A 25,084-nucleotide genomic window follows, 5' to 3' on the forward strand; every position below is an offset into this window, starting at 1 on the left:
AGGGAGCACGAAAGTGCTCCTTTTTTGTGGTAAAAAGGCTCAAATTATTGTAGCAATAGCGCTTGCAGTTTTTTATTGAACGCACTACCCTTATCGCAGTTGGTAAAAAATACGAATCCCCATTTTTTTGACTTGTCGATGACGAATCCTGATTGAAAGTCCCCGTTATTACCACCGTGCAGATGTAAAACACCGTAAGGGGAATTTTTCAGGGCAATGCCCAATCCCCAGGCAACATAACCTTCTTCTGTTACCATAGTGCTTGCCTTTGGTAACTCAATTTGTGGCTGTAACATCTCGCTTAACAGGGATTTGCTGATACCCTTTTCATTCATCAATGCGACCAGGAAATTGGCGTAGTCCGTAACGTTGGTATGAAGTCCTCCGGCTGCACCAAACCAACTGGAATCCTGGGTGGGAAATGCCACCGGCCATTTTTTTGCCGATACTTTACCCTGTTTATAACCAGTGGCTTTGTGCTGGCTGATGTAAGGGTTACCGGAAAAATAGAAATGCTGCAGGTGAAGCGGCCTGGCTATTTCGGATTGAAAGACGCTGTCGAGCCCCTGGAGGTTGGTGTGTTTCAACTGTGCAATCACTTTTGCAAGGTAAAAATAGCCTTCGCCGGAGTAGGCAAACTGCGTACCTGGTGTAAATTTCAGCCAAAGCTCGCCGTATTTGATGTGCAGGGTGGAGTCTGGCTTTTCAAAATAGCGCCAGTTGGGAAAGCCCGACTGGTGTGAAAGCACAATTCTTGCCGTGATCAGCGTATACCTTTCATCTTTATCGATGTCAGAGTAAGGCATATACCGGTATAAGGGCGTGTCCAGGTTTAATAGTCCTTCGTCCACCATTTTAAGCACGAAAAAGGTGAACACTGGTTTGGAAAGCGAGCCTGCTTCAAAAATTGTCGTTTCATCCGTTTTCGTTCCCTTGTCAATATTGGTGAATCCCATTGACCGGTTGTACACGATTTTTCCATCGTTGATAATGGTAACTGAAAGCCCGGGCATTTGCAAAGAATCCATCGCAGCCTTAATAAACCCATCTATTGCAGCGGCTGTAATTTTCTTTTCGCTGAGTGTTGTCACCTGGCCCAGGGATGGAAGGGGCCCTGTAACCAGTGCCAATAAAATGACGATCGGTAATAATCTGCTGTGTTTCATTAAATGGGATAGGCAGTATCACTTTTGGTTTCCGACAACACGAAAAAACTCTGCACCGTGGTGATGTTGGGCAGGGCAGCAAGGCGGCGATAGAAACTATGGTACGCGTCCATGTCCTTGGTGGCTACCCGCAGGATGAAGTCTACGGAACCGGTCATCTGGAAGCATTCCAGCACTTCGGGGAATTTCACCACTTCCTTTTCGAAGGCAGCCAGTGTTTGCACCGCATGATCGTGCAACAGCACATGACTGAAACAAATCAGGCTCTTGTTAATCTTGGTCTGATCGAGGATCGCCACGATGCGTTTGATATAACCAAGGTCCTTCAGTTTTTTCACGCGGTCATGCACCGTTGCCACACTCTTGCCGAGTTCGTAGGCAATCTCCTTATTGGTCAGTTCTGCATTCTGCTGGAGCAGCCGGAGAATCGCAATATCCGTTTGGTCTATTTCATTCATGAAGAAAATTTCAAATTCTGCAACCGAAAAATATTCAGCATCGGCATTGCAGCGCCGAAGGTGCTGAAAAAAGATGCATGATCGTCCTAAAATTCCGGAAAATTTCCGGGGAAAAATGAAACTGCACTTTTCATACAAATCTTTATCCAATTTGCTACCATGACGAGTTCTATTTACCTGGATAATGCCGCCACCACGCGCCTTGATGGCGAAGTGCTGGAAGCCATGCTGCCCTATATGGTGGAGCATTACGGCAACCCTTCCTCTACCCACAAAGGTGGTAGACATTCCAAGATCGCTATCGAAACCGCGCGCAAAACCGTGGCCCAATTGCTGGGTGCCAAACCCGATTCCATCTACTTTACCAGCGGAGGTACGGAAAGCAACAACACCGCCATCGGGGCGGCCATCCGTGACCTGGGCTGCAACTATATCATCACTTCTGCCATCGAGCACCATGCGGTGTTGCATACCGTGGAATACTTCAGCCGCACCTATAAACTTCCCCTGGTATATGTGCAACTGACCCCGGAAGGCGAAGTGGATTTCAAAGACCTGACCCTGCAGCTGTCGCTCGCGGAAGAACGCGGGTATAAGCCGCTGGTATCGCTCATGCACGCGAACAACGAGATTGGCAGCCTGCTGGATGTAAAGCGTGTGAGCGACCTGTGCAAAGACCATAAAGCGATCTTTCATTCCGATTGTGTGCAGACGGTTGGTCACTATCCTTTAAATCTATCGGAATTGGGGGTTGATTTTGTTTCCGGCGCCGGGCACAAGTTTCATGGCCCGAAAGGGGTCGGCATTTTGTACGTGGCGCCATCTATCCGGATCAAACCATTGATCCATGGTGGCGGGCAGGAACGTGCACTCCGCGCAGGGACGGAGAATGTTTACGGCATTGTCGGATTTGGCAAGGCACTGGAACGCGCCATGGCATGCTACGAAAAGGAAAGTGCCTATATCAGGGGTTTGAAGACCTGCATGAGGGAGAAGCTGGTGAACACAATACCCGGCATCGTGTTCAACGGACCGGAAAATGCTTTGTATACCGTGTTGAGTGTGGGGATCCCGAAAACGGAAGACAGTGACATGCTGCTGCTGAACCTCGACCTGAAAGGCATCTGTGTTTCCGGGGGAAGCGCCTGCAGCAGCGGCAAGGGTGGCTCCCATGTGATGGACGCCCTGAACAGGTCTGCTGATTACACCACGCTGCGGTTCTCCTTCAGCAAATACAATACACACGAAGAGGTTGACCAGGTGATTGATGCCCTGAAAACCGCCCTGAATAATCATTGATGGAATTACTCGGGTATATCGTTTGCCTGCTCGTGGGGCTATCGCTGGGACTGATCGGCGCGGGCGGAGGCATATTGACGGTGCCGGTGATGGTCTACCTGTTTCATATGCCCGTATTGCTTGCAACATCCTATTCGCTGTTTGTGGTAGGCGGCGTGAGCCTTACCGGAGCCTGGTACCAGTTCCGGCAGCAACAAGTGAACCTGCGGGTGGCATTGCTTTTCTGTGCCGTGTCGATGAGTATTGTTTTTGTGGTCCGGCACTTTGTATTGCCCCGGATCCCCGATGAATTGTTTGTGCTGTTTGGTGTACCGGTTACGACATCCTTCTGTTGCATGGTGTTGTTTGCGATATTGATGATCACTGCCGCGCTGGCAATGATCATGAAAGAACCCGCCCGTGATGCCGCGGGAGGCCAGCAAAATACTGTTCATGTGCTGTGGTGCGGATTGGTGGTGGGGTTGCTGACGGGCTTTCTAGGCGCGGGCGGCGGCTTCATCCTGATACCGGCACTCGTCTTGTTCTTAGGGCTGCCCATGAAAGAAGCAGTCGGCACATCGCTCTTTATCATCGCCTTGAATTCACTCGCAGGATTTGCCCTGGACCTGGATCATGTGACGATAGAATGGCCACTGCTGGCAGGCATTACTGTAGTGGCTGCAACCGGCATGTTTGCCGGAGCTGCATTGGGCAGGCGAGTTTCCACGGAACGCCTGAAACACGCATTTGGTTGGTTTGTGCTGGTGGTAGGGGTAGCAATACTCATCAGGGAACTGACCGGTTTCATCGGCCAATAATTATTTATACGACTCATCTTATGATACTCGAACAGATCTATACCGGCTGCCTCGCGCAGGGAGCCTATTATATTGAAAGTGACGGTGAGGCGGTGATCATTGATCCGCTTCGCGAATCAGCTCCCTACCTGCAGCGGGCGCGGCGGAACAAAGCCCGGATCAACTATATTTTTGAAACCCATTTTCATGCGGACTTTGTGAGCGGGCATGTGGAATTGTCCGCGGCAACCGGGGCTACTATCGTTTTTGGTCCCCATGCTGAAACTACTTACCCGGCGCATACCGGTTATGATGGTGAATTGTTCCGGGTGGGGCAAGTGACGTTTGAACTCATTCACACACCAGGGCATACCCTGGAGAGTGTTTGCTATTTGTTGCGGGATGAAGGAGGGAACCCGGTTGCCCTGTTTACCGGCGACACCTTGTTTATCGGGGATGTTGGCCGCCCGGACCTGGCGCAGCAGCCCGATAACGCGATAACCAAAGAAAGCCTCGCGGGGATGTTGTACGATTCATTACGGAACAGGATCATGCCGCTGCCGGATGACATCGTGGTGTATCCTGCGCATGGTGCGGGCAGTGCCTGCGGCAAGAACATGAGCAGCGAAACCAGTGCTACGCTGGGGCATCAGAAAGCCAACAATTATGCGTTGCGCCAGGATATGACGAAGGAGGAATTCGTACGCGAAGTGACGGAAGGATTGTTGCCGCCACCGGCATATTTCCCGATGAATGTGTGGCTGAATCGCAAAGGCAGCGATGCCGTACAGCAGGTAGTGGCGCGGGGCGCAAAAGCATTGACCCTTGAAGCGTTTGAAGCAGCGATGGAGATCGGGCAGGCCATCATCCTGGATACGCGGCATGCCGTGCAGTTTGCCAAAGGATTTATTCCCGGTTCTATCAATATTGGCCTCGATGGCAGTTTTGCGCCATGGGTAGGCGCCTTGATCCCGTTTAATAAGCAGCCTATCCTCGTCATTGCCGATGAGGGCCGGGAAGAAGAAGTGGTGACGCGGCTGGCGCGGATCGGCTATGACAATACGATCGGGACACTGAAAGGCGGTATTGATACCTGGCGGATCGCTGCAAAACCCGTTGACCATCTGCAGACCGTAACAGCAGCATATTTTGCGGATACCATCAGTCCCGACCATGCTGTACAGGTCATTGATGTGCGGAAAGAAAGCGAGTACCGGCGCGGGCATATCCGCGGCGCGATCAATATTCCGCTGGACAATATCAACGAAGCGCACCAGCTGCTCGACAAACAGAAAACCTATTTCGTGCATTGCGCTGCGGGCTACCGGTCGATGGTATTCAATTCTATTATGAAAGGTCGTGGTTTCCATCACCTGGTCGATATCCAGGGCGGATACAATGCCCTGCAGCGCCTGGTTGCATCCGAAACGGAATAAAGCTATTTCCTTAAACTTTTTCAGCATATGGATTTTATCAAATGCCTGATCATCGGCAGCGGGCCGGCAGGTTATACAGCGGCCATTTATGCAGCCCGTGCGGGACTGCAACCGGTATTGTACCAGGGCATTCAGCCCGGCGGACAACTCACGATCACTACCGAAGTGGAAAACTATCCCGGTTATCAGGAAGGCATTGCAGGTCCGGAGATGATGGTGAATTTTGAAAAGCAGGCATCGCGCATGGGTGCTGACATCCGGTATGGTTTGGTAACGAAAGTGGACTTCAGCGGCTGGCCCTTACGGGTACAGGTAGATGAAGAGAAATGGCTGCAGGCGGAGTCCGTCATTATTTGTACCGGTGCATCGGCCAAATGGCTGGGGCTCGAAAGTGAGCAGCGGCTCAATGGTTATGGCGTGAGTGCCTGTGCCGTGTGTGACGGCTTTTTCTTTCGTGGAAGGGAAGTGGCCATTGTCGGTGCAGGGGATACAGCCTGTGAGGAGGCGATCTACCTGAGCAAGATCTGCAGCAAGGTGCACATGATCGTGCGGAAATCTGCTTCAGGAATGAAAGCATCGCGGGTAATGCGTGATCGCGTACTGGCCACGCCGAATATAGAAGTGCATTTTAATTCGGAAACGGAAGAGGTGGTAGGGGAGCACAAAGTGGAGGGCGTCCGGATCAGGAATACCCTGACAGGTGCAGTGGGAACCCTTGCCGTCAGCGCGTTTTTCGTGGCCATCGGGCATCAGCCGAACAGTGAAGTGTTCAAAGGTTGGCTGGAGATGGATGCGCAGGGGTATATCAAAACTTTACCTGGTACTACCCGAACGAATATCGATGGAGTTTTTGCTGCGGGAGATGTTCAGGATCATATTTACCGGCAGGCCGTGACGGCAGCAGGTACAGGTTGCATGGCAGCCCTGGATGCCGAACGTTATTTAAGCCGGATCGAAAGTGAGGTGCTGTCTCATCAGTACACCGAGGAGTTGAATAGTGTTGAATAGATTTGTTTTAGTCTGCTTGTTTTAGTTTGGTACAGGTGCGCCTTCGGGCGCACCTTTTTTGATGCGTTCAAAGGCAGGCAAGGTGTCTTAGCCGTATAATCTCCGGGTAACGAGAAAACTATTGGTACTTTTTCCGGATTATATGATTACCAGGAAGATCATAGAAGATTTTATTGCCACTGATCAATTAATGTTGAATTCTACGCAAAAGAAAATGTGTGTTCCTATAATCAACAGGATGTTTCTCTTGATGAAGACGGGCGTTCATTTTCCTGCTATCAGAATCTATGATAACTTAATTATTGATGGACATCACAGGTATCTGGCCTCCCGGTTATGTGGGTACGAAATTTCAATGGTTCCGTCAGAGAAGAGTTCTGCAACTGTTGCAACAGACTGGCAGTCAGTCGTTTTTGAAGAAGTTGATTGGGAAGCCGAAACTTAATCATCGCCAGGGTTTGACGTCTTTGTAATAGTTATTATTTTTAAGGTATAGAATGCTGATTTTTCTAGATATAGATGGCGTTATGGTTCCAGCAAAAGGTTGGAAAGTTCCTGAATTGATGGACGATGGATTTCCAGCTTTCAGCAATAGAGCTGTAGTGGCACTTGCTCAAATCATTGCGCGTAAGAATACGATCATTTTAACTAGCTCTCATAAAGCTAATTTTTCAATTCAGGAATGGAAGTCAATATTTAAGAGAAGAGGTATCGATATTGAAAAACTTCAGCGCCTTCCGGCAAGCCCTTTGAATGTTAGTCGTAAAGAGGAATTAATGAAATGGTTTAGCAGTCACCCCATGACAGGAGATTTCGTGATTATTGATGATGACAGCTCTCTGAATGAACTCCCTGTGGAGTATAAAAGGGCGTTGGTGCAAACCAGCCCAACGGTAGGACTGACAGAAGAACATGTCAATGCAATTATTGACCTAACCAGAAATCCGGAGTAAAACTATTATAGTTTGATTTTGCCCATCCGCCATTCCTGAGGGGTAACGCCATATTCCTGTTTGAAGACCCTGGCGAAATAACCGGGATCGTTGTAGCCGCAATCCAGGGAAATGGATGCAATGCTTAATTCGGGCTGTGTGAGAAGGGCCCTGGCCCGGTTCAGACGGATGATGCGGATGAACCGGTTCGGTGAAAAGCCGGTCAGGGCTTCCAGCTTGCGATGCAGCTGCGAATGGCTCATGAAGATCAGCCGGCACAACTGCTCTACACTGAAGTCGTAATTGGCAAAATTGGCTTCCACCAGTTGCCGCACTTTTTTCACAAATTCATGCTCGGCAGGTTCTGAAACAACAGGGGTAATGAGATCCGCGCCTGTTGCATTAGTCGGTTGCGGTGAGATTCCGATCTGCCTGCTGTAATATTGCTGCAGGTGCTTCCGGAGCTCCAGCAGTTTTTTGATCCGCAACAACAGCTCTTCCTGGTGGAAGGGTTTCTCCAGGTACACATCAGCGCCCCTTTCCAGTCCCTCCAGGCGGCTGGGCATATCCGCTTTCGCTGTGAGCATGATGATGGGAATATGACTCGTGCGTTCGTCCTGCCGCAGCTTGCGGCACATTTCGAAACCATCGATAAAGGGCATCATCACGTCGGTGATGACCAGGTCGGGCACCATTTCCACGGCAATGTCAAATCCTTCTTTTCCATCCCTGCCCACGGCCAGCCGGTATTGCGGCAGGCAACTGGCCGTGTACGCTACTACGTCCACATTGTCTTCTACCAGTAAGATCAGCGGCGTGCCTGCGGGAGCATGGTTATTATTGATGATGACAGGTGCAGGTTTTTGGGGTACAGGTGGAAGGACAGCCTGCAGGGTTGGGGGCGGAACTGAAACGGGAACTTCATCGGTACTGACAAGCAGCAGCGGAAGGGTGATGGTGAACTCCGTGCCTTTGGTTGCCCCGACGGCGGGACTTTTTACGGTAATGTTCCCGTTCATGAGTTTTACCAGTTCTTTAGTCAGCGCAAGGCCAATGCCCGTGCCTTCTGCCTTGCGGGTATGGCTGTTGTCCAATTGATAGAAGCGGTCGAAGATATGGGGTACCTGGTTTCCAGGTATGCCGATGCCGGTATCTTTCACTTTTAAGATCAGGTTGACATGGTCGCTGGCTGCGGCCGGTTCACGGGAAATGCTCACATATACATTGCCGTGAGCAGGGGTGAATTTTAACGCGTTGGATAAAAGGTTGGTAATGATCTGCCGCAGTTTTTCGGCATCATAAGCCACCGTCAGTTCATCGGTGTCTGATAAAAAATGACATTGTTTTTGCTGGCTGGTGGCGAGCGATTGAAACGATTCCACGATGTACCGCAGGAAATTGATCACTTCGCCATTTACCAGGTGCAGCGTCATCTTGCCGTCTTCCAGCTTCGACAGGTCCAGCATCTCGTTCACGAGATTGAGCAGGTGTTGCCCGTTGCGCTCGATCATGGCCATGCCGGTTTCCAGGTGTTCCTGCGGCGCTGACTTCACCTGCTGCGCCATGCCCATGATCACAGTGAGTGGTGTGCGGAATTCATGGGTGATATTGGCATACAGTTGCGTTTTGAGGGTATCCAGTTCCTTCACGCGTTTCGCTTCTTCCTGTTCGTAATGCAATTGGGTTTGCAGTTTGGTTTTATTGACCCGGAACAGGAAATAGGCTCTTGCCGCAAAGCCGGTCAGCAGCGCATAGGCCAGCCAGGCCCACCAGGTGCGCCACCAGGGCGGCGTGACGATGATGCTCAGTTCAGCAGTCCTGCTGCTCCAGGTGCCCTGGCTGTTGCTGCCCTGTACTTTGAAGGTGTAATGGCCCGGCGGCAGGTGCATATAAGTAGCGGTGCGCCGGGTGCCGCTCTCTATCCAGCCTTTATCCATTCCCAGCAGCTGGTAGCGGTATTTGTTCTGAAGGGGTGCGGTAAAATCGAGCGCAGCAAATTCCAGGGTCAGGATATCCTGCAAATGATTCAGCGTAATGCTCCGGCACTGTTCAATGGTTTGCCGGAGGATGCCTGTTTTGTCGTTGGGGGAAACGGCTTCGTTGCCCACCAGCAGGGAAGTGATAAAGACATTGGGGGAAAAGCTGCTTTGCAAAATGGTGGCGGGTGTAAACCTGTTGACACCGTTCACCCCGCCAAAAGCCAGGTCTCCGTTGGACAATTTCGTATAGGCACCGGTGTTGAACTCATCGTCCTGCAGGCCGGAAGCTTTGGTAAAATGCCGGAAGCGCCAGCTGCCGTGTTCGTCCTTTCTTTGCCGCAACAGGCAAAAGATGCCGTTGTTGGTACTGCCCCAGATATTGCCGGCTTCGTCGGCCAGTATGCCGTATACCACGTTGTTGCAAAGTCCCTCCTGCGTGGTGATGTGGGTGAATTTTCCGGTTGCCGTATTGAACAGGTTCAGTCCGCCGCCCTTGGTACTGATCCAAAGGACCTTGTCATCCAGGGGATCTTCCAGGAAACCGGAAACATAGTTGAAGTTGAGGGAGTTCTTATCGTTGCTGTTGCTCCTGTACCAGGTAAGCGTTGGCGGCGTTGTAACGTTGTGGTGGTATTGCAGGCGGGCAAAACCTTCTTCTGTGCCGATCCAGAAAATTCCTTTGTCATCCTGGTACAGTGCTGTAATGAAGGCATCTGGCAACATGGCGTGGGCGGCATCGGTATTGATGCTGATGGGATTCACTATTCCCGTGGCGGGATCGATCACGACCAGCTGTCCATTCAAGCCGCAGGCCCAGATCCTGCCTTCCCGGTCTTCCGTGATGGGTTCCAGCATATCATAAAATACTGGTAGCGATACCGGGAAAATTTTTCGTGTCCGGGTAACGGGATTGTATTGTTCAATGGCGGATATGACTGTTTTTTTCTCCGGGTCGAGGCGCAGGATCCAGCAATCGCCGGACCTTGAAAAATAGTAATCGTGTACATCGTGTTGCAGGTAACCCGGCAGTCCGGGTATGGTTTCTCCATTGGCCAATATTCTTTTACTACCATTCCAGCCGGTAAGGAAGAGTTCCTGGCTGGCGGGGGTGATTTTTCGCACACTCATTCCCTTTGCGAGGTGGTTGAATTGCTCTGATTCAAAAGTATATTTCCTGATGCCGTATCCATTTGTTCCCAGCCACAGGGTGCCGGCATTGTCCGTCAGCATTTTCATGGGGGCTACGGCGGTGTCGGTAAACAGCAGGGCGGCGTTGGGCTGGAGCGGATTTCCTTTCTGCCATTTCCGGGTATCGTATACCATGAGGCGCTGCGTATTGGAGATGCCCAGCCAGAGCCTGTCTTGCTGGTCTGTACAGAAGACGAATACCTCGCCTTTGGTGACAGATTTGGGTAACATCGGGTAGCTCCTGAAGCCATCGTCAAAGTCAATCAGGCTGATCTGGTCACCGTTGGTCCAGATACTCCCGTTGGCATTGCTGGAATAAAAATTGCCCAGGGTAATACTGTCTTTCCGCCACTCAAAAGAAAGTTTATCAGGATTAAACTGGTAGAGTTTGTTGTTGCCGGAGGTCCAGATCCGTCCCTTGGCGTCTTTGCAAAGGGGTACGAAAGCATCGGCCTGTATCGCCGGGATCCGGGTGATGACGGGAGACGCCGTGCTTTCAAAGTAATTGGTGGGAAGGGTAATGAGGTTGAAGCTTTTCTGGGAAGCGTATACGAGGAATCTTCCGTCGGGCAGTTCGATTATGTCGCCGGTGATCCTGTTGCCCGAAAGGCTACCGGGGATATTGGGGTCGTGCCGGATGCGGTGAAAAATCCCGGTGGTTTTATCGTAGATGTTCAGGCCATTGTCTTCGGTGCCGATCCACAGCCGGCCCTTGCTGTCTTCATACAGGCGGTTGATCACATTGCTGCTGATGGTATTGGGTTTGTAGGCATCATGCGTAAAGACCTTGAAACTGTAGCCGTCATATCGGTTGAGTCCGGCCTTGGTGGAAAACCACAGGAAGCCGTCCTTGTCCTGCAGGATATCGTACACATAACCTTGCGACAGGCCATTGGAGGTGGTGAGCCATTCGTATTTCATTTGTCCCCACGCAGGAACACTGAGCCAGGTCAGTATGATGGCAGCCAGCAGTTTAGGGGAAATGCTTTTGGGGGGCATTTGCAGATAAAGTTAGCGGAAGCGGTTTTTTTATCTCATCGCTTTACCGTGAAACGAAGGCCGTTTGGGCAGAATGGTGAATTTGTCCGGGTGCCTGAACAGTTTGTCCGCTTCAATGACGGATTTCTGGAGGTTTAAAGCGGGTTTGTCCTCACAAAAAAATGCTTCCCGAAGGAATTTTGTACTTGCAAAACATTTACGATGAAACACAATATTAACCTGAAACAGACACTGCTGTATATATTGCTGGCATTGCTGCCGGCGCTGGGTACGGCACAAACCAAAAACCTGCTCTCTTATCACCGGATCTTTCCGAAGGTGGACAAGGTGGCGGAATTTGAGAAAGCCCTTGCGGCGCATGCGCAGAAATACCATACCGGGGATGTCGCCTGGAGGGTATTTGCCATTGAGTCCGGCCCGGATGTTGGCGGTTATCATATTACCGAAGGCCCTACCACCTGGGATGCTATGGATGGCAGGGGGGATATCAGTCCGGAGCACCAGGCGGACTGGAATAAAAATGTAGCGGCTTTCCTGACCGACAGACAGTCTGCCGGTTATTCGGTGTATATCGATTCGCTGAGTACGACGGCGTTGGGCGATTTTACCGATAAGATCAATATTACACATGTCTATCCCAAAATGGGTAAGGGGGATGATGTGGTAAAGATCATCGGGAAGCTGAAAAAGACCTGGGAGTCTGTCGGGCTTACGGTTGCAGTTTATGCTGCCAGTTCTTCCGGTAAACCGCAGTATACACTGGTTACCCGGTACAAGCAGGGGTTGAAGGAAAGAACACCCGGATTCCGGAAGCCTTTTAAGGAAGCTTATGAAGCCGTGTATGGGGCTGGCGCCTATGCGCAATACCAGCGGGACCTCTCGGAGTATGTAGACGATAGCTGGAGCGAGTTGCTGTTTCTGCAGAAAAATCTTGGTTCCAAGTAGCCGCAATATTGAGTTTTTCCAGGTCAGAGTCAGCTCATCAGGGTGCGTCGAAAGGCGTGCCTTGATTTATTTTGTTATTTTGTTTTCGCTTATGCGAAATACCTTCCTGCAGCGGGTTTTGCCCCATGTGGCAGCTGTCCTGTTCCTGGCATTGCTGGCAATGTTTTTTTGTCAGCCGGCACTGCAGGGAAAGTTGCTCACCCAAACCGATAACCTGCACTGGAAGGGGATGGCGCAATCCTCCTTCGAATACCGGGAGCTTCATGGCAATTTTCCTTTGTGGACCAATAGCCAATTTTGCGGCATGCCAGCATTCCAGGTGGCGATGGAAGGTGCGGGGTGGTTGTCGGTTCATCCGTTGCATGAGATCCTGATGCTGGGCCTGCCCAAGCCGGCGAATTTTTTCTTCCTGTTGTCGATCGGTTTTTATTTCCTGGCAATTGTCTACGGCCTGCGACCGGTGACGGGCGTGCTGGGGGCTACGGGTTACGCATATGCGAGTTATACTGCCGTGATCATTTTTGCCGGTCACGATACCAAAGTGCTGGCCATGGGCTACCTGCCGGTGTTGCTGGCTGCGTTGGTGCTGGTTGGCCGCAGGCAATACCTGTGGGGCGCTATGGTGGGTGTGCTGGCATGCGGACTGCTCATCAGCATGAACCATATCCAGGTGACCTATTATGGTGTGCTGATGGCGGGGACCTGGTGGCTGGTATATGCCATCACCTGGATCAGGGCGGGTCGCTGGAAACATTTGTTCATCAGTACGGCAATTCTTGGTGGAACTTTCGTGGTGGGTGCAGCCACCAATGCGCTGCAATTGTTTACCACCTGGGACTATTCCCGTTCCACCCGCAAAGGGGTGTTGCAAATGGGAAATGCAACGGCGAAGGAAACGAAACGTTCTGAGGGGCTTGATCCCGAAAAAACATTTTACTGGAGTTATGGCTTCCTGGAAACCTATACTTTCCTGGTACCCGATTTTTATGGACGGACCAGCAGCGGAACGCTGGAACGCGATGCGCCGATTGTAAAGTTTGCGTTGAAGCACCGGCTGGCGAAGGAAAGTGAGATTCCGGCATTGCAGGCTGACTGGCCGTTGTATTGGGGAAAGCAGCCAGGTACGCAGGGGACGGTTTATTTCGGGGCCATCTGTTGTTTCCTGTTTCTGCTGGGTTTGTTCCAGGTGAGGGGACCCGATCGCACCTGGATCCTGCTGACTATTTTTCTATCGCTGGTACTTGCCTGGGGTAGTCATCTTCCCGGCATCAATTATTTCATCTTCGATCACCTGCCGGGATATAACAAATTCAGGGCGATCACCATGGTACTGATTTTGCCGCAGCTGCTGATCCCGTTGCTGGGCTGCATCGGGTTAGAGCAATGGCTGCAGCAGGAGGCGGGTTCAGGGCGCAAGCGTTCGCCTGCATTAACGGGAGCATCTCTCGTAAGCGTGTTGTTGCTGGCGGTGGCCTGCTACCTGTATGCAATATTCACCTACAACGCACCTGGTGATCCCGAATTACTGACCGGGTTAACAGCGGGCTTCACTTTCGATCCTGTGCTGAGCCGGGAGTTGGTGGAACTGCTGCGGCAGCAAAGGCAAAGCATGCTGGGTGCTGACTTGGTACGTTCGGGGTTATTGGTGTTGTTTGCCATGACGGTTTGCTGGGCTTACCAGCGCCGTGCGCTGCGGCTAAATTGGGTACTGGTCCTGCTCACGGCCGTGAGTGTGGCTGATCTCGTTGGGGTAGCGGTGCGTGCCTTACCCTGGCGGCTATACCTGGATCCCAAAACCTATGCGGAGAACAATTTCGCGTTGACGGCTGCTGACCGGGAGATTAAAAAAGACACCGGTTCCTACCGGGTATACAGCCGGGTCAGCTGGTATGACTCGAGGGTGTCTTATTATCATCACAATGCTGCGGGGTATTCACCAGCCCGGCTGAGCCTGATGGAAGATTTGCTTCAGTATCAACAGCCCAATTACCGGATGGATAGTGCGGTGATGGATATGCTGAACGTTCGCTACCTGGTAGTAGCTGATAGCAACGGCGCACAGCAGGCGGAACACCGGAACACAGCATTGGGAGATTGCTGGCTGGTGCGCGGAATTTATCATGCGGGTGGACCCGCAGCGGCGATGCGTGCGCTCAACGACGTGGTATTGAAAGACAGTGCAATCGTGGAAGATCCGGCAGTGTTGCAGCCGCGGTTCGACAGCAATGCGAGTATTAAACTGTTGCGCAATGATAACGACAGCCTGTTGTATGCATTTTCTGCGGACTCGCCGCAATTTGCGGTATGCAGTGAAATCTTTTATGATAAGGGCTGGCATGCGTATATAGATAACCGGGAGATTCCTGTTTTTAAAACAAATTACCTGCTTCGCGGGCTGGAGCTGCCATCGGGACGGTATACGATCCGGTTCCTGTTTCATCCGGCTAGTTTTTATGCAGGCAGAACGGTGGAGCGCATTGCGAACCTGGTGGCGGTCGCCCTTTTGCTGGGCGGCCTGGGGTATGTCCTGTGGCAGGGAAGAATGGGAAAAACACCCCTTCGATAGTACCGGAAAATTATTATATTTCGGAAGCCTTCGCCCCTTTATTACTACTGATAAAAATATAGTCCTGTCCCTGTCAAGCGCTTTCTACCCATAATCACATAAGCACTATGATAGAGAAAAGATCCTGTTTGCCCTTTCGGCTGACCCTTGCCGTAAGTATACTGGTAATGATGGCCTGCCGGCAGGGGCCCGTTACTGCTGAAGCCAGCATGCCCGACGATTATGCTATTCCTGTCACCAGGCCATTTGTACTGCCGGCAGCAAAACCGATTCCCTGGAGGGAATATGGGAAGGACAGTGTACCCACGCCTACCGTCATTCGGTTTGATATCAACAAACTGCCGTCAAAGCCCTTTTCCGTCAACGATTTCCGGCCGCTGAAACAACCGCTGCGCGTGACCGCATTCGATTGGCACAAACTGCAGGTAACACCGCTGAAGGCCGATACGATGCATTACCAGCCGGTTCCCTATAAGAAATTCCTGTTGCCCGAGCCGGAAGTTACGCTGGCCGCAACCCCCGCTATTCTCGGAAAGGGCACCGCCGGACTGACCCGCCTGGGACCATCAGAAGGACTGCCCGGAGCAAAAGTGTATGCAGCTGTGCAGGACAATGACGGCAATACCTGGATCAGTACCGACCGGGGGATCTGCAAGTATACCGGCACTGAATTCCTCGCCTACAATTTCCTTGTTCGGGATGAAAGCGGTGCCGTGGAAGTGGTGAGTGAAATGATGACCGATTCCAACGGGAAATTGCTGGTGAGTGCGTTGAAGTCAGGGATCTACCGGATTGACACGAAAACCAATATGGTCGAACAGTATGCTGTTCCCACGGGGTTCGTGCGTTTCGATTTCGACAAACAGGGCAGGCTCTGGGGCACCCGGTTCGACAACGGTGTGTCTCACCTGGACCTGGATAAAAAACAACTGGGCCAGCTGGCCCTCGGGAACGATAGTAACGAAGTCAGGAAGGTGTATGCAGTCAGGTTTGATAAAGCAGGCAATATGTGGGTGGGTGCTAACGACAGGGTGTTGATCGTTGACCCTGCCCTGAAAAGTATGCGGACCATTGGTGCGGCAGAAGACCTGAAAGTGAACGTTGTATATGATTTTACGACAGACAGTACCGGCCGCGTGTGGCTCTCCAGCTTCTCGAACGGCGGCGGCTATGCGATTTCCCTTGCAGCGCAACAGGTGACGCATATGGGAGCGGAACAGGGGGTTCCGGGTATTGTGTATGATGTCGTAAACGACAACCGGAACCGGTTATGGATAGTTACCAACGATACGGTTTACCTGTATGATATCGCCCGGGCACGGATGAAAAAAATGTACACCAACTGTGCGCTCCGCACCAACAATTTCCCTTCCTCAGGTACCCGGACCCGGGACGGCATGCTTTGGCTGGGAACGAATGCCGAAGGGGTGGTGCTCATCAATCCCGATGGCATGCTGGCGGATCATTTTACCGATCGTGACGGACTGGAAAGCAATGATGTGTGGGGCGTGGAAGAAGACAATAAAGGAAGGATCTGGATGGCTACGTATAAAGGCGTGAATATCTATGATCCGGAAAAAGAAAGATTGTCGCTGCTCAAATTGCCTGAGGGTGTCGGCAACAATGCCAACCGCCATATCAACTTCGTGGGTCCCGATAAACTTTTTCTGAGTGCTGTCGGCGGCTTTTCGCTGATCGATATTGCTGCAGGAACCATCAGGCATTACAATACCGCTGAAAAAGAACTCAGCAATACAAATTTCAGGGGGGTCCCTGATGGTTCAGGAGGTTACTGGTATTGCAGCGCGAATGGGATCTTCCGGTTTGATCCTGAAAAACGTACGCTGAAAGGGTTCAACCAGGCCGCAGGCCTGGTGTCTAATCTCGTGCTGATCCTGCGGAAAGACAACCAGGGCCGGATCTGGCTCTGCACAGAGAGAGGCGCCGTCATCATCTTTCCCGAAAAGGATACCTATGTAAACCTGACCGATGCCGACGGGCTGGCCAGCAGCTATTCCTCCATGTTATTCCAGGGCAGTGATGAACAGATTTATGTCGGCAATGACAGGGGGCTTTCCATGTTTGATCCTGAACTGAAGACGATTACCCAGATAGGGGCTGACAATGGTATGGTACCTTCTGCCATGTATGATATGACCGAGTGGCATGGCAGGCTCAATATCGGTACGGAAAACGGTATCACGATCGTGGAGCGGCCCACAAAACCCGGAGAGCGCTGGCGTTTTCATAACTACGATAAATCCGCTGGTTTTCCTTACAACGATTACAACCAGAGTACGGCCATACCCGACTCCCGTGGCAACGTATGGTGGGGAGCGTCACCGATTCTCACTGTAGTGCACCAGTATCCCGTGATTGATTCCACGGAACCGGCGGTCAGGATCCGGGGAATGAATATCATGGACCAGCCCTCTTCGTTTGTGAATACTGCCACACTGCAGCCACAGCTTTCTCCGGGTGATTCGCTGTGGGTAGGTACAAAAAGTTTTGCAGGCGATAAACTACCGGCGGACTCCGGTTACCTGGCGAAAAACAATATCCACTGGGATAGTATCCGCTCGGGCTTCCAGGTACCGGAGGGACTGGAACTGCCTTATAACCAGAACTCTTTTGCCTTCAGTTTTACCAACCAGGATACCCGTTCCCGTGATAAGATCGTATACCGGTTCATGCTGGAAGGAGAGGATGAATCGTGGTCGGATATCACCAAAAAACCGGCATCGCGCATCTATTACAATGTGAAGCCAGGTGACTATCAATTCAAGGTGATTACGCGGGGACAAAATGGTGTGTGGAGCAAGCCTGATACGATCAGTTTCACCATCCTGCCGCCCTGGTGGCAGACCTGGTGGGCCTATTTACTCTATGCTGTAACTGCTGCCGCGATCGTATACACCATTGTGCGGGTGCGTTCCGAGATGCTGAAAAAAGAAAACAGGATCCTGGAACGGAAAGTGGCGGAACGGACACTGGCGCTCTATGAGAAAATGGAAGAATTGAAAGCAACACAGGGACAGCTGGTGCATTCAGAAAAAATGGCTTCGCTGGGTGAGCTCACAGCAGGCATTGCGCATGAGATCCAGAACCCGCTCAATTTCATCAACAATTTTGCGGAGGTGAATAAGGAACTGCTGGTGGATATGCAGGATGAACTGAACAAAGGTGATGTAGACGCTGCGAAAGAAATTGCCGCAAACATTGATGCCAATGAAAGCAAGATCTACCACCATGGCCGTCGTGCTGATGCCATTGTGAAGAGTATGCTGCAGCACAGCCGGGGCAATGCCAATGCGGTGAAGGAAGCTACGGAAATCAATAAGCTGGCGGATGAATATTTGCGGCTGGCCTATCACGGATTGCGTGCGAAAGACAGTTCGTTTAATGCGACCATGAAAACAGAGTTTGATGAGAAAAATCCGCAGGCCAAAATGGTACCACAGGATATCGGTCGCGTCGTACTGAATTTACTTACCAATGCCTTTTACGCCGTGACGGAAAAGAAAAAAGAGAAACTGCCGGGTTATGAACCTACGGTTACGGTAAGCACGAAGAGCAACAAGGATCGTGTAGAGATCACCGTAGCCGATAACGGGAATGGCATACCAGCAAAAGTGATGGAAAAGATCTTTCAGCCTTTCTTTACCACCAAACCAACAGGTCAGGGTACAGGGCTGGGACTCAGCATGAGTTATGATATCGTGACGAAGGGACACGGTGGGGAACTGAAAGTGAACAGCAGGGAAGGAGAGGGTACACAATTCAGTGTCATTCTGCCCATATAAAAAACACATTAAAGTACAGACATGATCAAGATCCTGGTAGCCGATGACGAAGCCGACCTTGAAGCGTTGATCCGCCAGAAATTCCGCAAGCAGATCCGGGAACACCGGTACGATTTTGTATTTGCTGCAAACGGCAATGAAGCCCTGCAACGCCTGAAGGAAAATCCGGACACGGCCATCGTGTTGAGCGACATCAATATGCCGGAGATGGATGGCCTCACCTTATTGAGCAAACTGAATGAAAGTAATCCCCTTACCAAAACCGTGATGGTGTCGGCCTATGGCGATATGGAGAATATCCGCGTGGCCATGAACCGCGGTGCATTTGATTTTGTGACCAAGCCGGTCAATTTCGATGACCTGGAAGTGACCATGGAAAAGACCATCAAATATGTGGCGCAGTTGAAAGAAACGCTGCAGGCCATCAAGGAAAACAATATCCTTAAAATGTATGTGGATGCCAACGTGCTGAATTTCATGGGTACGCGCGAATATGAGAAGTCCCTCACCGCCAATGAGAATGTGGAAGCCACGGTGGCATTTATTGATATCTGCAGTTTTACATCAATCAGTGAAACGGAATCGCCGGATACGGTGGTGCAGCTGCTGAACCGTTATTTTGACCTGATCACTAAAGAGATCATTGCCCAGCAGGGTATCATCGACAAGTTTATCGGCGATTGTGTGATGGCAGTGTTCCGGGGTGAATTTCACCTGGACCGGGCCGTTGATGCCTGCCTGGCGATCCGCGATACGATCAATGGTTTGCCGGAGGAGTCAGGATTTCTGCCGAAGGTTTCGATAGGGATTAATAGCGGCGAGATGATCTCCGGCAATATTGGGTCGGCTACGCTGAAGCGGCTGGATTTTACCGTTATCGGTGATACAGTGAATACCGCGCAAAGATTGCAGAGTGCAGCGGGCAGAGGACAGATCGTAATCAATGAAGCGTGTTATGAGAAGATCCGGCAGTCGTTTCGTTGCGAGCCGATTGGGTTGAGTGTGCTGAAGAATAAGGCTGAGCCGATGATGTTGTACGAGGTGCGGGATTAAGGAAAAGCCCGCAAAGGTTTTGGGTGCTCGCAAAGATTTTCTCGCAATGGCGCCTTTGGCGCCACGCAAAGGTGCAAAGGCGCAAAGTTGATTTTTTGTGTTGGTGTTTGCTGCTTGTTGTCCATAGCTGTCGCAGCGAAAATACTTTAATTGGCGCCTACCACTTTAACCGGTTTCAACTCCAACGATATTAACAAAAGCAACTTAATTTTTCCATTACACCATTCTTTGCGTCTTTGCTCCTTGGCGTCTTGGCGTGAAAGAGCGCGCAGCGCTCAACCGCATTGCATGAAACCCCGATGGCGGGAAACCAATAGGAGTAAGATGGGTGTCTAGTTTGTTTTGGGTTGCGGCTGCGTGGCGCAATGCATGCCACCGCCCATCCAGTTGAGTGGTAAAGCGTCGATCAGTTTGATTTCTCTTCCGGGAAAATATTGTTGAAAGTGTTTTATGATGTCGGCTTCCCTGTTTGCCGGGGTTCCATGTTTTACATAAGTGGGGAGCAATACAGCGCCATTAGTGATGAGAAAATTCAGGTAGCTGGAAGCGGGTACACGGTACAACAGTTCTCCGACGGGCGGCATTTCCGAAGGCGGGAAGCGCAACCGGGAGATGGTGGTGCCGGTATCTGATCTTGGCCGGTTGGCAACGGCAAGCCCTTCCCGCACAATCAGACTAGGCATGGGGATCTTAACGATCGTGAACGGTTTGCCGTCCTGGTCAACTTCTTTTTTCAGCATGTCAAAATTTTCCTGCATGCGATCATAGTTCATCCGGTTGATGGGGTTGGCATCTTTCTCTGCTTCGTCTACCCACGACAGGAAAATGGTATGAGGGTCAGCGAAGCGCACAAATTCGTCGGTATGTCCGCCAGTGCCACCACCCACATAGTTGCCGGTTATGCGTCGGAAGAAACCCCAGGGGTCATCTGCCGGTCCCTGTTTTACCCAAACGATATGCGTTACGCCGAGTGCTTTTTTGAAGGCGCTTTCCAATGCTGTGCGCGTGATGCCGGGGTTCCGGTTGAAGGTCACTGCTTCGCACAGGATGAGGGTTCCCCTGCCATTTACTTCAATAGAACCGCCTTCGATCACCACGTCAGCAGGGAAGTTGATTGCACCGGTTGTTGCACCCATCAGGCTGTCTACCTTGCCGCGGAGGGCAGCACCTGTTTCATACAATTGCATGTATTTGCGAAGGCTGTCGGCATTGTTGCCGTATTTGAGCTGGATTAAACCAGGTGCGTTATAACCGCTCCAGCCAAAATCCGCTACCCCCAGTTTGCCTTTGCCGTTGACCAGGAAAGTGGCGCCATGATCGCGCATATTGTAATTATCGTTGTGGTCATGCACATAGAAGCTGAGCATGTTGGTATCAATGTCACGGTCGGCCAGGTAGTTTTTGGCAACGCTGACCAGGCTGTCTGAGTACGTAGATAACCGGATGGCAACATGACCATGGAGCGCCCTGATCATCTCCACGGTGACCGGCAGCGTACTGGTAAACAGGTCTTCCCAGCCGATCCAGACAGCTTCCTGGGGCTCCCATTCTGCAGGCATCCTGAATCCTTGTTGTGCTTTGGCATTGCTGCAGGCAAGCAAAAACAGGATCACGATGGCCATCAGACGCATGGAGCTGGTGTTTCCTGTAAGTTAATGCATTATTGAGGTTCAGAGAATGTGGAAAACACGTAACTTATTTGCCTGTCATGCGGCGGCGAAGTGTCATATCGTGGCTCCTCCTGTTAATTGCGGTCAGTGTAACTGCGCAGGAAGGGCATGAATTTGACGCTTACCTGGTGAAACAGGACAGCCTGCTCCGGGCTGCTTACCAACGACGCGATCCGGATACTTTCCTGCGCCTGCTCAGCGGCGTCAGGAGAACCTATAACAGGCTGAGCAGAGCCGGCCAGCAAAACTACCGGAGAGTATATAATGGTTTCTATGCGGCAACTCTGTATAACCTTTGCTGCACCTATGCATTGCTGAATGAGAAAAGCAGGGCGCTGGAATGGCTGGAAAAGGCTATTCGTTATGGCTATCTGTCCGACAGCATACGAATGGATCCGGATCTGGATAATATCAGGGATATGCCGCAGTATCACCAGGTTACAGATGTGCTGTTCCGGATCAATGATTGCATGACCAGGGCGGAAAAAGCCAAACAAGCGGCTGAATTGGATTCGATGCTCCATTATGCAAGAAAAGCCGTGCTGCTGATCGCCTCAACCCCCAACCGGTTTCCAGAAGACGAGGTAGCGGCCAGCCAGGGGATGATGGGATATTACCAATGGTGGGCAGGTGATTACCCGGGGGCACTTGAATCCTACTACAGGGCGCTTGCACTGGCGGAACCTTTTAATGATCCCTGCCTGAGTGGAGATATGTATAACGGCCTGGCCATGGTGTTCCGGAACCAGGGGCAATACCGCCAGGCAATTATCTATTTTACCAGAACAGAAGAAGCAACGCGGAATACACCCTGCAGCAGCATTTATTACGCAGCGATTCTTGACAAGGGGAAGGCCTATGAGCAACTGAACATCCTTGATTCGGCCTATTTGTATACGCAGCAGTGGTTAGTGGAAAAGCAGCGGTATACTGATGAATTCAGAAAACTGAATTCCTGGGTCGGGGGTGGGGGAGGTGAGGCGACATTGGCAATTATTTATTCCAAAAAAGGACAGGAGAAGCTTGCCCGGGATTTTTTTCAGCTGGCGTTTTACCTCAATATCCGGGATGATAATCCCCGGCTGCTGGCCAGAAGTTATTGCGAATATGCGGAACATTTTGAACGGAATAACCAGCTCGATTCAGCTGTTTATTATGCCAGCAAAGCATTTCAGCTGGACCTTGACAACAAGTTGCTGGTCTACCAGTTGGCTTCCAGTACGCTACTGGCAAAATTATATACGGAAAGGCAGCAAATTGACAGTGCGTTTAAATATCAGCAGGTCAGTATACATCTCCAGGATAGTCTGTTTAATTCTGATAGAATCAGCCGGATGAATGCCCTGGCATTTAATGAACAACTGCGGCAAATACAAAGGGAAACTGAGCGGGCAGCCATTGCCCTCGAACGCAAACGCAATATACAGTATCTCCTGATTGCCGTAGGCCTGGTGACCTTCACTATCCTGGTTTTGTTGCTCACCCGCAGTATGGTGATGAGTGCCGGGTTAATTAAATTCCTGGGAATCGTCGCGCTGCTACTCATCTTTGAATTCTTCAACCTGTTGTTGCATCCCTTTCTCGAACAGCTGACGCACCATTCTCCGGTTCTGATGCTGCTGTGCCTGGCGGCGATTGCTGCAATCCTGGTACCAGTTCACCACCGGCTGGAAAAGTGGGCAACCAATGTGCTGATTGAAAGGAACAGGAAAATCCGGTTGATGGCGGCAAGAAAGACACTGAAGGATTTACCGGCCCGGCCTGAAGAGCTGACCTGATCAGCAATGAGTATATTTACAGGGTATGTACGAAGTATTCTTCAGAAAGTTTAATGAAAAAATTGCTCTTACACGGGAGGAGGAAGAACTTATTAAGCAGTACCTGACGCCGAAGAAGCTTCGCAGAAAGCAATACCTGCTGCAGGAAGGAGATGTCTGCAAGTATATCTGTATCGTGGAGAAGGGGGCCATGAAGGCCTATGTGCTGAATGAAAGTGGCGATGAACGCATTGTCGGGTTTGCATTGGAAGGCTGGACGATCGGTGACCTGTCCAGTTTCATCAAACAGGAGCCGGCAACGCTGAATATTGATGCGCTGGAGGATTGCGAACTGGTACTGATCAGCAAGGCAGCGCATGACGAGCTGATCCGCCTGGTACCTAAGTATGAAACCTATATCCGTATCCTGATGACGGATGCCTATATGGCGCTTCAGAAACGTACCGCTATCATGATCAGTATGTCACTGGAAGAACAGTACAAGGCGCTGCTGGAAATGTACCCGGCGGTAGTGCAGCGGGTACCCCAGCACATGATCGCCTCCTTTATGGGATTAACTCCCGAAACACTGAGTCGGGTCCGGGGGCGGATCACCAGCCGCAAATAACCGGCGCCCGCCGGAATGCATTGACAAAAGTCAATGCTTTTTCCTGCCTGAAAGCATCATTATTTCATGCCTGTAAGCATTGGAGATGGGCCATTTGTGCTGGTAGTTTTGTGTAATCAAACGAGCAAAATCATGAGCGCAAAACAAACTATCGCTATCATCGGGGCTACGGGGAGTATAGGTTCCGGCATCGCCAGAAGTCTGGCAGGGGGAAGTAACCGGCTGCTGCTGTTTGCGAAGCAGCTGGATAAAGCAGAAACATTGGTAGGGGAGATAAAAAGCCGTAATGCTTCAGCAGATGTTGAGGCATTGGAATGTCCGGCCAATGCCGCCTGGGAAGCCGATATCATCATCCTGGCGGTTCCATATGGGGCGGAACGCGAACTTGCGGAAAAGATTAAGGCCGTTGCCAACCAGAAGGTGGTGATCAGCATTGCCAACCCGCTCAATGCCACTTACAATGGATTAGTCACTCCTCCGGATACCAGTGCGGCGGAGACACTTCAGCAATTGCTGCCACACTCCAAAGTGGTCAAGGCATTCAATACCACCTTCGCTGCTGATTTTGCCAATACGGTTATTGCAGGCAAGCAGGTGGACACCTTCCTTGCCGGTGATGACGAAAACGCTGTTGCCACAGTTTCCGGACTGGTAAAGACAGCAGGATTCAACCCGGTGATGGCAGGGGGACTGGCAGTCAGCAGGACGCTGGAAAGCATGGCCTTGCTGCTGATCAGCCTCAATATAAAATACAACTACAACTGGCTCGCGGGCTGGAAAGTATTGCACCAATAACCATTTAAATCAAATTGATATGAAACAGTTCTCATTCAAATCACTGATCACCGCCCTTGGCGTGATCTTCCTGGCAGGTGCTGTTGAAAGTTGTCAGCAACCCCAGCCGAAAACAGAAGCTTCCTCCCTGGATATTGACAGCCTGAAAACCATCGCCATGCAGTTGGCGGCTTCCAATGACAGTATTGAAAGGTACCTTAAAATTTTTGATGAACTGGATTTTGATGTGTTCAGCAACCAGCAATGGGACCGCTTGAAAGAGAGTCATGCGCAGGACATTAAAGTATACTGGCCCGATGGTCATATGAGCCAGGGGATAGAGGTTCATATTGATGACCTGAAGAAACTTTTTGTGCATGCACCGGACACCCGGATCAAAGAGCATCCGATCAAATTTGGTTCAGGCAACTATACCCTGGTGACAGGTGTGTTTGAGGGAACATTTACGAAACCAATGCCGATCGGAAACGGAAAATTTATTCCGCCTACAGGCAAGGCTTTTAAAATGCCGATGGCTACCGTGGGCATTTGGGAAAATGGCGTGATGAAAGAAGAACATCTTTTCTGGGACAACCAGACCTATGCGAAACAAATTGGTTTGCAATAGCTAAAAGGCAGCCCGATGA

17 protein-coding genes are annotated in these 25,084 nt (G+C 51.0%); 13 read left to right on the forward strand and 4 right to left on the reverse strand.

Features of this window, described 5'->3' with window-relative positions; translation table 11 throughout:
* Window positions 1–44: 44 nt before the first annotated feature.
* The gene (locus FPE01S_RS10490; RefSeq protein WP_046368982.1) at window positions 45–1,166 is read right to left on the reverse strand and encodes a serine hydrolase domain-containing protein; all 1,122 of its coding nucleotides are present in this window, start codon (window positions 1,164–1,166) and stop codon (window positions 45–47) included.
* A complete protein-coding gene (locus FPE01S_RS10495) occupies window positions 1,166–1,624 on the reverse strand; it encodes an Lrp/AsnC family transcriptional regulator (protein WP_046369793.1) in 459 nt (152 codons plus the stop codon). The genes FPE01S_RS10490 and FPE01S_RS10495 overlap by 1 nt, the downstream gene beginning before the upstream one ends.
* 159 nt (window positions 1,625–1,783) lie before the next feature.
* Here FPE01S_RS10495 and FPE01S_RS10500 point away from each other — a divergent pair, with 159 nt between their 5' ends.
* From FPE01S_RS10500 to FPE01S_RS10525, 5 genes are all read left to right on the forward strand, one after another.
* Window positions 1,784–2,923: a cysteine desulfurase family protein gene (locus FPE01S_RS10500; RefSeq protein ID WP_046368983.1), complete on the forward strand. Its 1,140-nt coding sequence runs from the start codon at window positions 1,784–1,786 to the stop codon at window positions 2,921–2,923.
* Entirely contained in the window at window positions 2,923–3,720 is a 798-nt protein-coding gene (locus FPE01S_RS10505) for a sulfite exporter TauE/SafE family protein (protein WP_046368984.1), read from the forward strand. The genes FPE01S_RS10500 and FPE01S_RS10505 overlap by 1 nt, the downstream gene beginning before the upstream one ends.
* 20 nt (window positions 3,721–3,740) lie before the next feature.
* Window positions 3,741–5,135 (forward strand): MBL fold metallo-hydrolase, encoded by a 1,395-nt coding sequence (locus FPE01S_RS10510; protein WP_046368985.1) that lies wholly within the window; start codon window positions 3,741–3,743, stop codon window positions 5,133–5,135.
* Between the two features lie 27 nt (window positions 5,136–5,162).
* The gene (gene trxB / locus FPE01S_RS10515; protein ID WP_046368986.1) at window positions 5,163–6,143 is read left to right on the forward strand and encodes a thioredoxin-disulfide reductase; all 981 of its coding nucleotides are present in this window, start codon (window positions 5,163–5,165) and stop codon (window positions 6,141–6,143) included.
* 497 nt (window positions 6,144–6,640) lie between these two features.
* A complete protein-coding gene (locus FPE01S_RS10525) occupies window positions 6,641–7,096 on the forward strand; it encodes an HAD domain-containing protein (RefSeq protein WP_046368988.1) in 456 nt (151 codons plus the stop codon).
* Between the two features lie 5 nt (window positions 7,097–7,101).
* On the opposite strand, the gene FPE01S_RS10530 is transcribed toward FPE01S_RS10525, so the two are convergent.
* Window positions 7,102–11,241, reverse strand: coding sequence for a hybrid sensor histidine kinase/response regulator transcription factor (locus FPE01S_RS10530; RefSeq protein ID WP_046368989.1), 4,140 nt, complete (start codon window positions 11,239–11,241; stop codon window positions 7,102–7,104).
* Window positions 11,242–11,442: 201 nt separating this feature from the next.
* Here FPE01S_RS10530 and FPE01S_RS10540 point away from each other — a divergent pair, with 201 nt between their 5' ends.
* From FPE01S_RS10540 to FPE01S_RS10555, 4 genes are all read left to right on the forward strand, one after another.
* A complete protein-coding gene (locus FPE01S_RS10540) occupies window positions 11,443–12,186 on the forward strand; it encodes a hypothetical protein (protein ID WP_046368991.1) in 744 nt (247 codons plus the stop codon).
* 91 nt (window positions 12,187–12,277) lie between these two features.
* Entirely contained in the window at window positions 12,278–14,752 is a 2,475-nt protein-coding gene (locus FPE01S_RS10545; protein ID WP_046368992.1) for a YfhO family protein, read from the forward strand.
* A gap of 107 nt (window positions 14,753–14,859) precedes the next feature.
* Window positions 14,860–18,555, forward strand: coding sequence for an ATP-binding protein (locus tag FPE01S_RS24840; protein ID WP_052955704.1), 3,696 nt, complete (start codon window positions 14,860–14,862; stop codon window positions 18,553–18,555).
* 21 nt (window positions 18,556–18,576) lie between these two features.
* Entirely contained in the window at window positions 18,577–19,608 is a 1,032-nt protein-coding gene (locus FPE01S_RS10555; RefSeq protein WP_046368993.1) for a response regulator, read from the forward strand.
* A gap of 332 nt (window positions 19,609–19,940) precedes the next feature.
* On the opposite strand, the gene FPE01S_RS10560 is transcribed toward FPE01S_RS10555, so the two are convergent.
* A complete protein-coding gene (locus FPE01S_RS10560) occupies window positions 19,941–21,239 on the reverse strand; it encodes an agmatine deiminase family protein (RefSeq protein WP_217998204.1) in 1,299 nt (432 codons plus the stop codon).
* Window positions 21,240–21,316: 77 nt separating this feature from the next.
* Here FPE01S_RS10560 and FPE01S_RS10565 point away from each other — a divergent pair, with 77 nt between their 5' ends.
* From FPE01S_RS10565 to FPE01S_RS10580, 4 genes are all read left to right on the forward strand, one after another.
* Window positions 21,317–23,056 carry a tetratricopeptide repeat protein gene (locus tag FPE01S_RS10565; protein WP_046368994.1) on the forward strand — a complete coding sequence of 580 codons (1,740 nt, stop codon included), beginning with the start codon at window positions 21,317–21,319 and terminating at the stop codon, window positions 23,054–23,056.
* A gap of 25 nt (window positions 23,057–23,081) precedes the next feature.
* Window positions 23,082–23,663 (forward strand): Crp/Fnr family transcriptional regulator, encoded by a 582-nt coding sequence (locus FPE01S_RS10570; RefSeq protein WP_046368995.1) that lies wholly within the window; start codon window positions 23,082–23,084, stop codon window positions 23,661–23,663.
* A gap of 132 nt (window positions 23,664–23,795) precedes the next feature.
* Window positions 23,796–24,458: an NADPH-dependent F420 reductase gene (locus FPE01S_RS10575; protein ID WP_046368996.1), complete on the forward strand. Its 663-nt coding sequence runs from the start codon at window positions 23,796–23,798 to the stop codon at window positions 24,456–24,458.
* Between the two features lie 19 nt (window positions 24,459–24,477).
* Window positions 24,478–25,065, forward strand: coding sequence for an ester cyclase (locus tag FPE01S_RS10580; RefSeq protein ID WP_046368997.1), 588 nt, complete (start codon window positions 24,478–24,480; stop codon window positions 25,063–25,065).
* The last annotated feature ends 19 nt before the right edge of the window (window positions 25,066–25,084 follow it).

This window comes from Flavihumibacter petaseus NBRC 106054, assembly GCF_000974785.1.
Classification (GTDB): Bacteria; Bacteroidota; Bacteroidia; order Chitinophagales; family Chitinophagaceae; genus Flavihumibacter; species Flavihumibacter petaseus.

Excerpts from the sequence above, each read along its gene's own strand:
- FPE01S_RS10510 (WP_046368985.1), top strand. The coding sequence starts at position 3,741 with ATGATACTCGAACAGATCTATACCGGCTGCCTCGCGCAGGGAGCCTAT.
- FPE01S_RS10500 (WP_046368983.1), top strand. The coding sequence starts at position 1,784 with ATGACGAGTTCTATTTACCTGGATAATGCCGCCACCACGCGCCTTGAT.
- FPE01S_RS10495 (WP_046369793.1), bottom strand. The coding sequence starts at position 1,624 with ATGAATGAAATAGACCAAACGGATATTGCGATTCTCCGGCTGCTCCAG.
- FPE01S_RS10570 (WP_046368995.1), top strand. The coding sequence starts at position 23,082 with ATGTACGAAGTATTCTTCAGAAAGTTTAATGAAAAAATTGCTCTTACA.
- FPE01S_RS10505 (WP_046368984.1), top strand. The coding sequence starts at position 2,923 with ATGGAATTACTCGGGTATATCGTTTGCCTGCTCGTGGGGCTATCGCTG.
- FPE01S_RS10580 (WP_046368997.1), top strand. The coding sequence starts at position 24,478 with ATGAAACAGTTCTCATTCAAATCACTGATCACCGCCCTTGGCGTGATC.
- FPE01S_RS10575 (WP_046368996.1), top strand. The coding sequence starts at position 23,796 with ATGAGCGCAAAACAAACTATCGCTATCATCGGGGCTACGGGGAGTATA.
- FPE01S_RS10530 (WP_046368989.1), bottom strand. The coding sequence starts at position 11,241 with ATGCCCCCCAAAAGCATTTCCCCTAAACTGCTGGCTGCCATCATACTG.
- FPE01S_RS10525 (WP_046368988.1), top strand. The coding sequence starts at position 6,641 with ATGCTGATTTTTCTAGATATAGATGGCGTTATGGTTCCAGCAAAAGGT.
- trxB (WP_046368986.1), top strand. The coding sequence starts at position 5,163 with ATGGATTTTATCAAATGCCTGATCATCGGCAGCGGGCCGGCAGGTTAT.
- FPE01S_RS10545 (WP_046368992.1), top strand. The coding sequence starts at position 12,278 with ATGCGAAATACCTTCCTGCAGCGGGTTTTGCCCCATGTGGCAGCTGTC.
- FPE01S_RS10560 (WP_217998204.1), bottom strand. The coding sequence starts at position 21,239 with ATGCGTCTGATGGCCATCGTGATCCTGTTTTTGCTTGCCTGCAGCAAT.
- FPE01S_RS10565 (WP_046368994.1), top strand. The coding sequence starts at position 21,317 with ATGCGGCGGCGAAGTGTCATATCGTGGCTCCTCCTGTTAATTGCGGTC.
- FPE01S_RS10555 (WP_046368993.1), top strand. The coding sequence starts at position 18,577 with ATGATCAAGATCCTGGTAGCCGATGACGAAGCCGACCTTGAAGCGTTG.
- FPE01S_RS10540 (WP_046368991.1), top strand. The coding sequence starts at position 11,443 with ATGAAACACAATATTAACCTGAAACAGACACTGCTGTATATATTGCTG.
- FPE01S_RS24840 (WP_052955704.1), top strand. The coding sequence starts at position 14,860 with ATGATAGAGAAAAGATCCTGTTTGCCCTTTCGGCTGACCCTTGCCGTA.
- FPE01S_RS10490 (WP_046368982.1), bottom strand. The coding sequence starts at position 1,166 with ATGAAACACAGCAGATTATTACCGATCGTCATTTTATTGGCACTGGTT.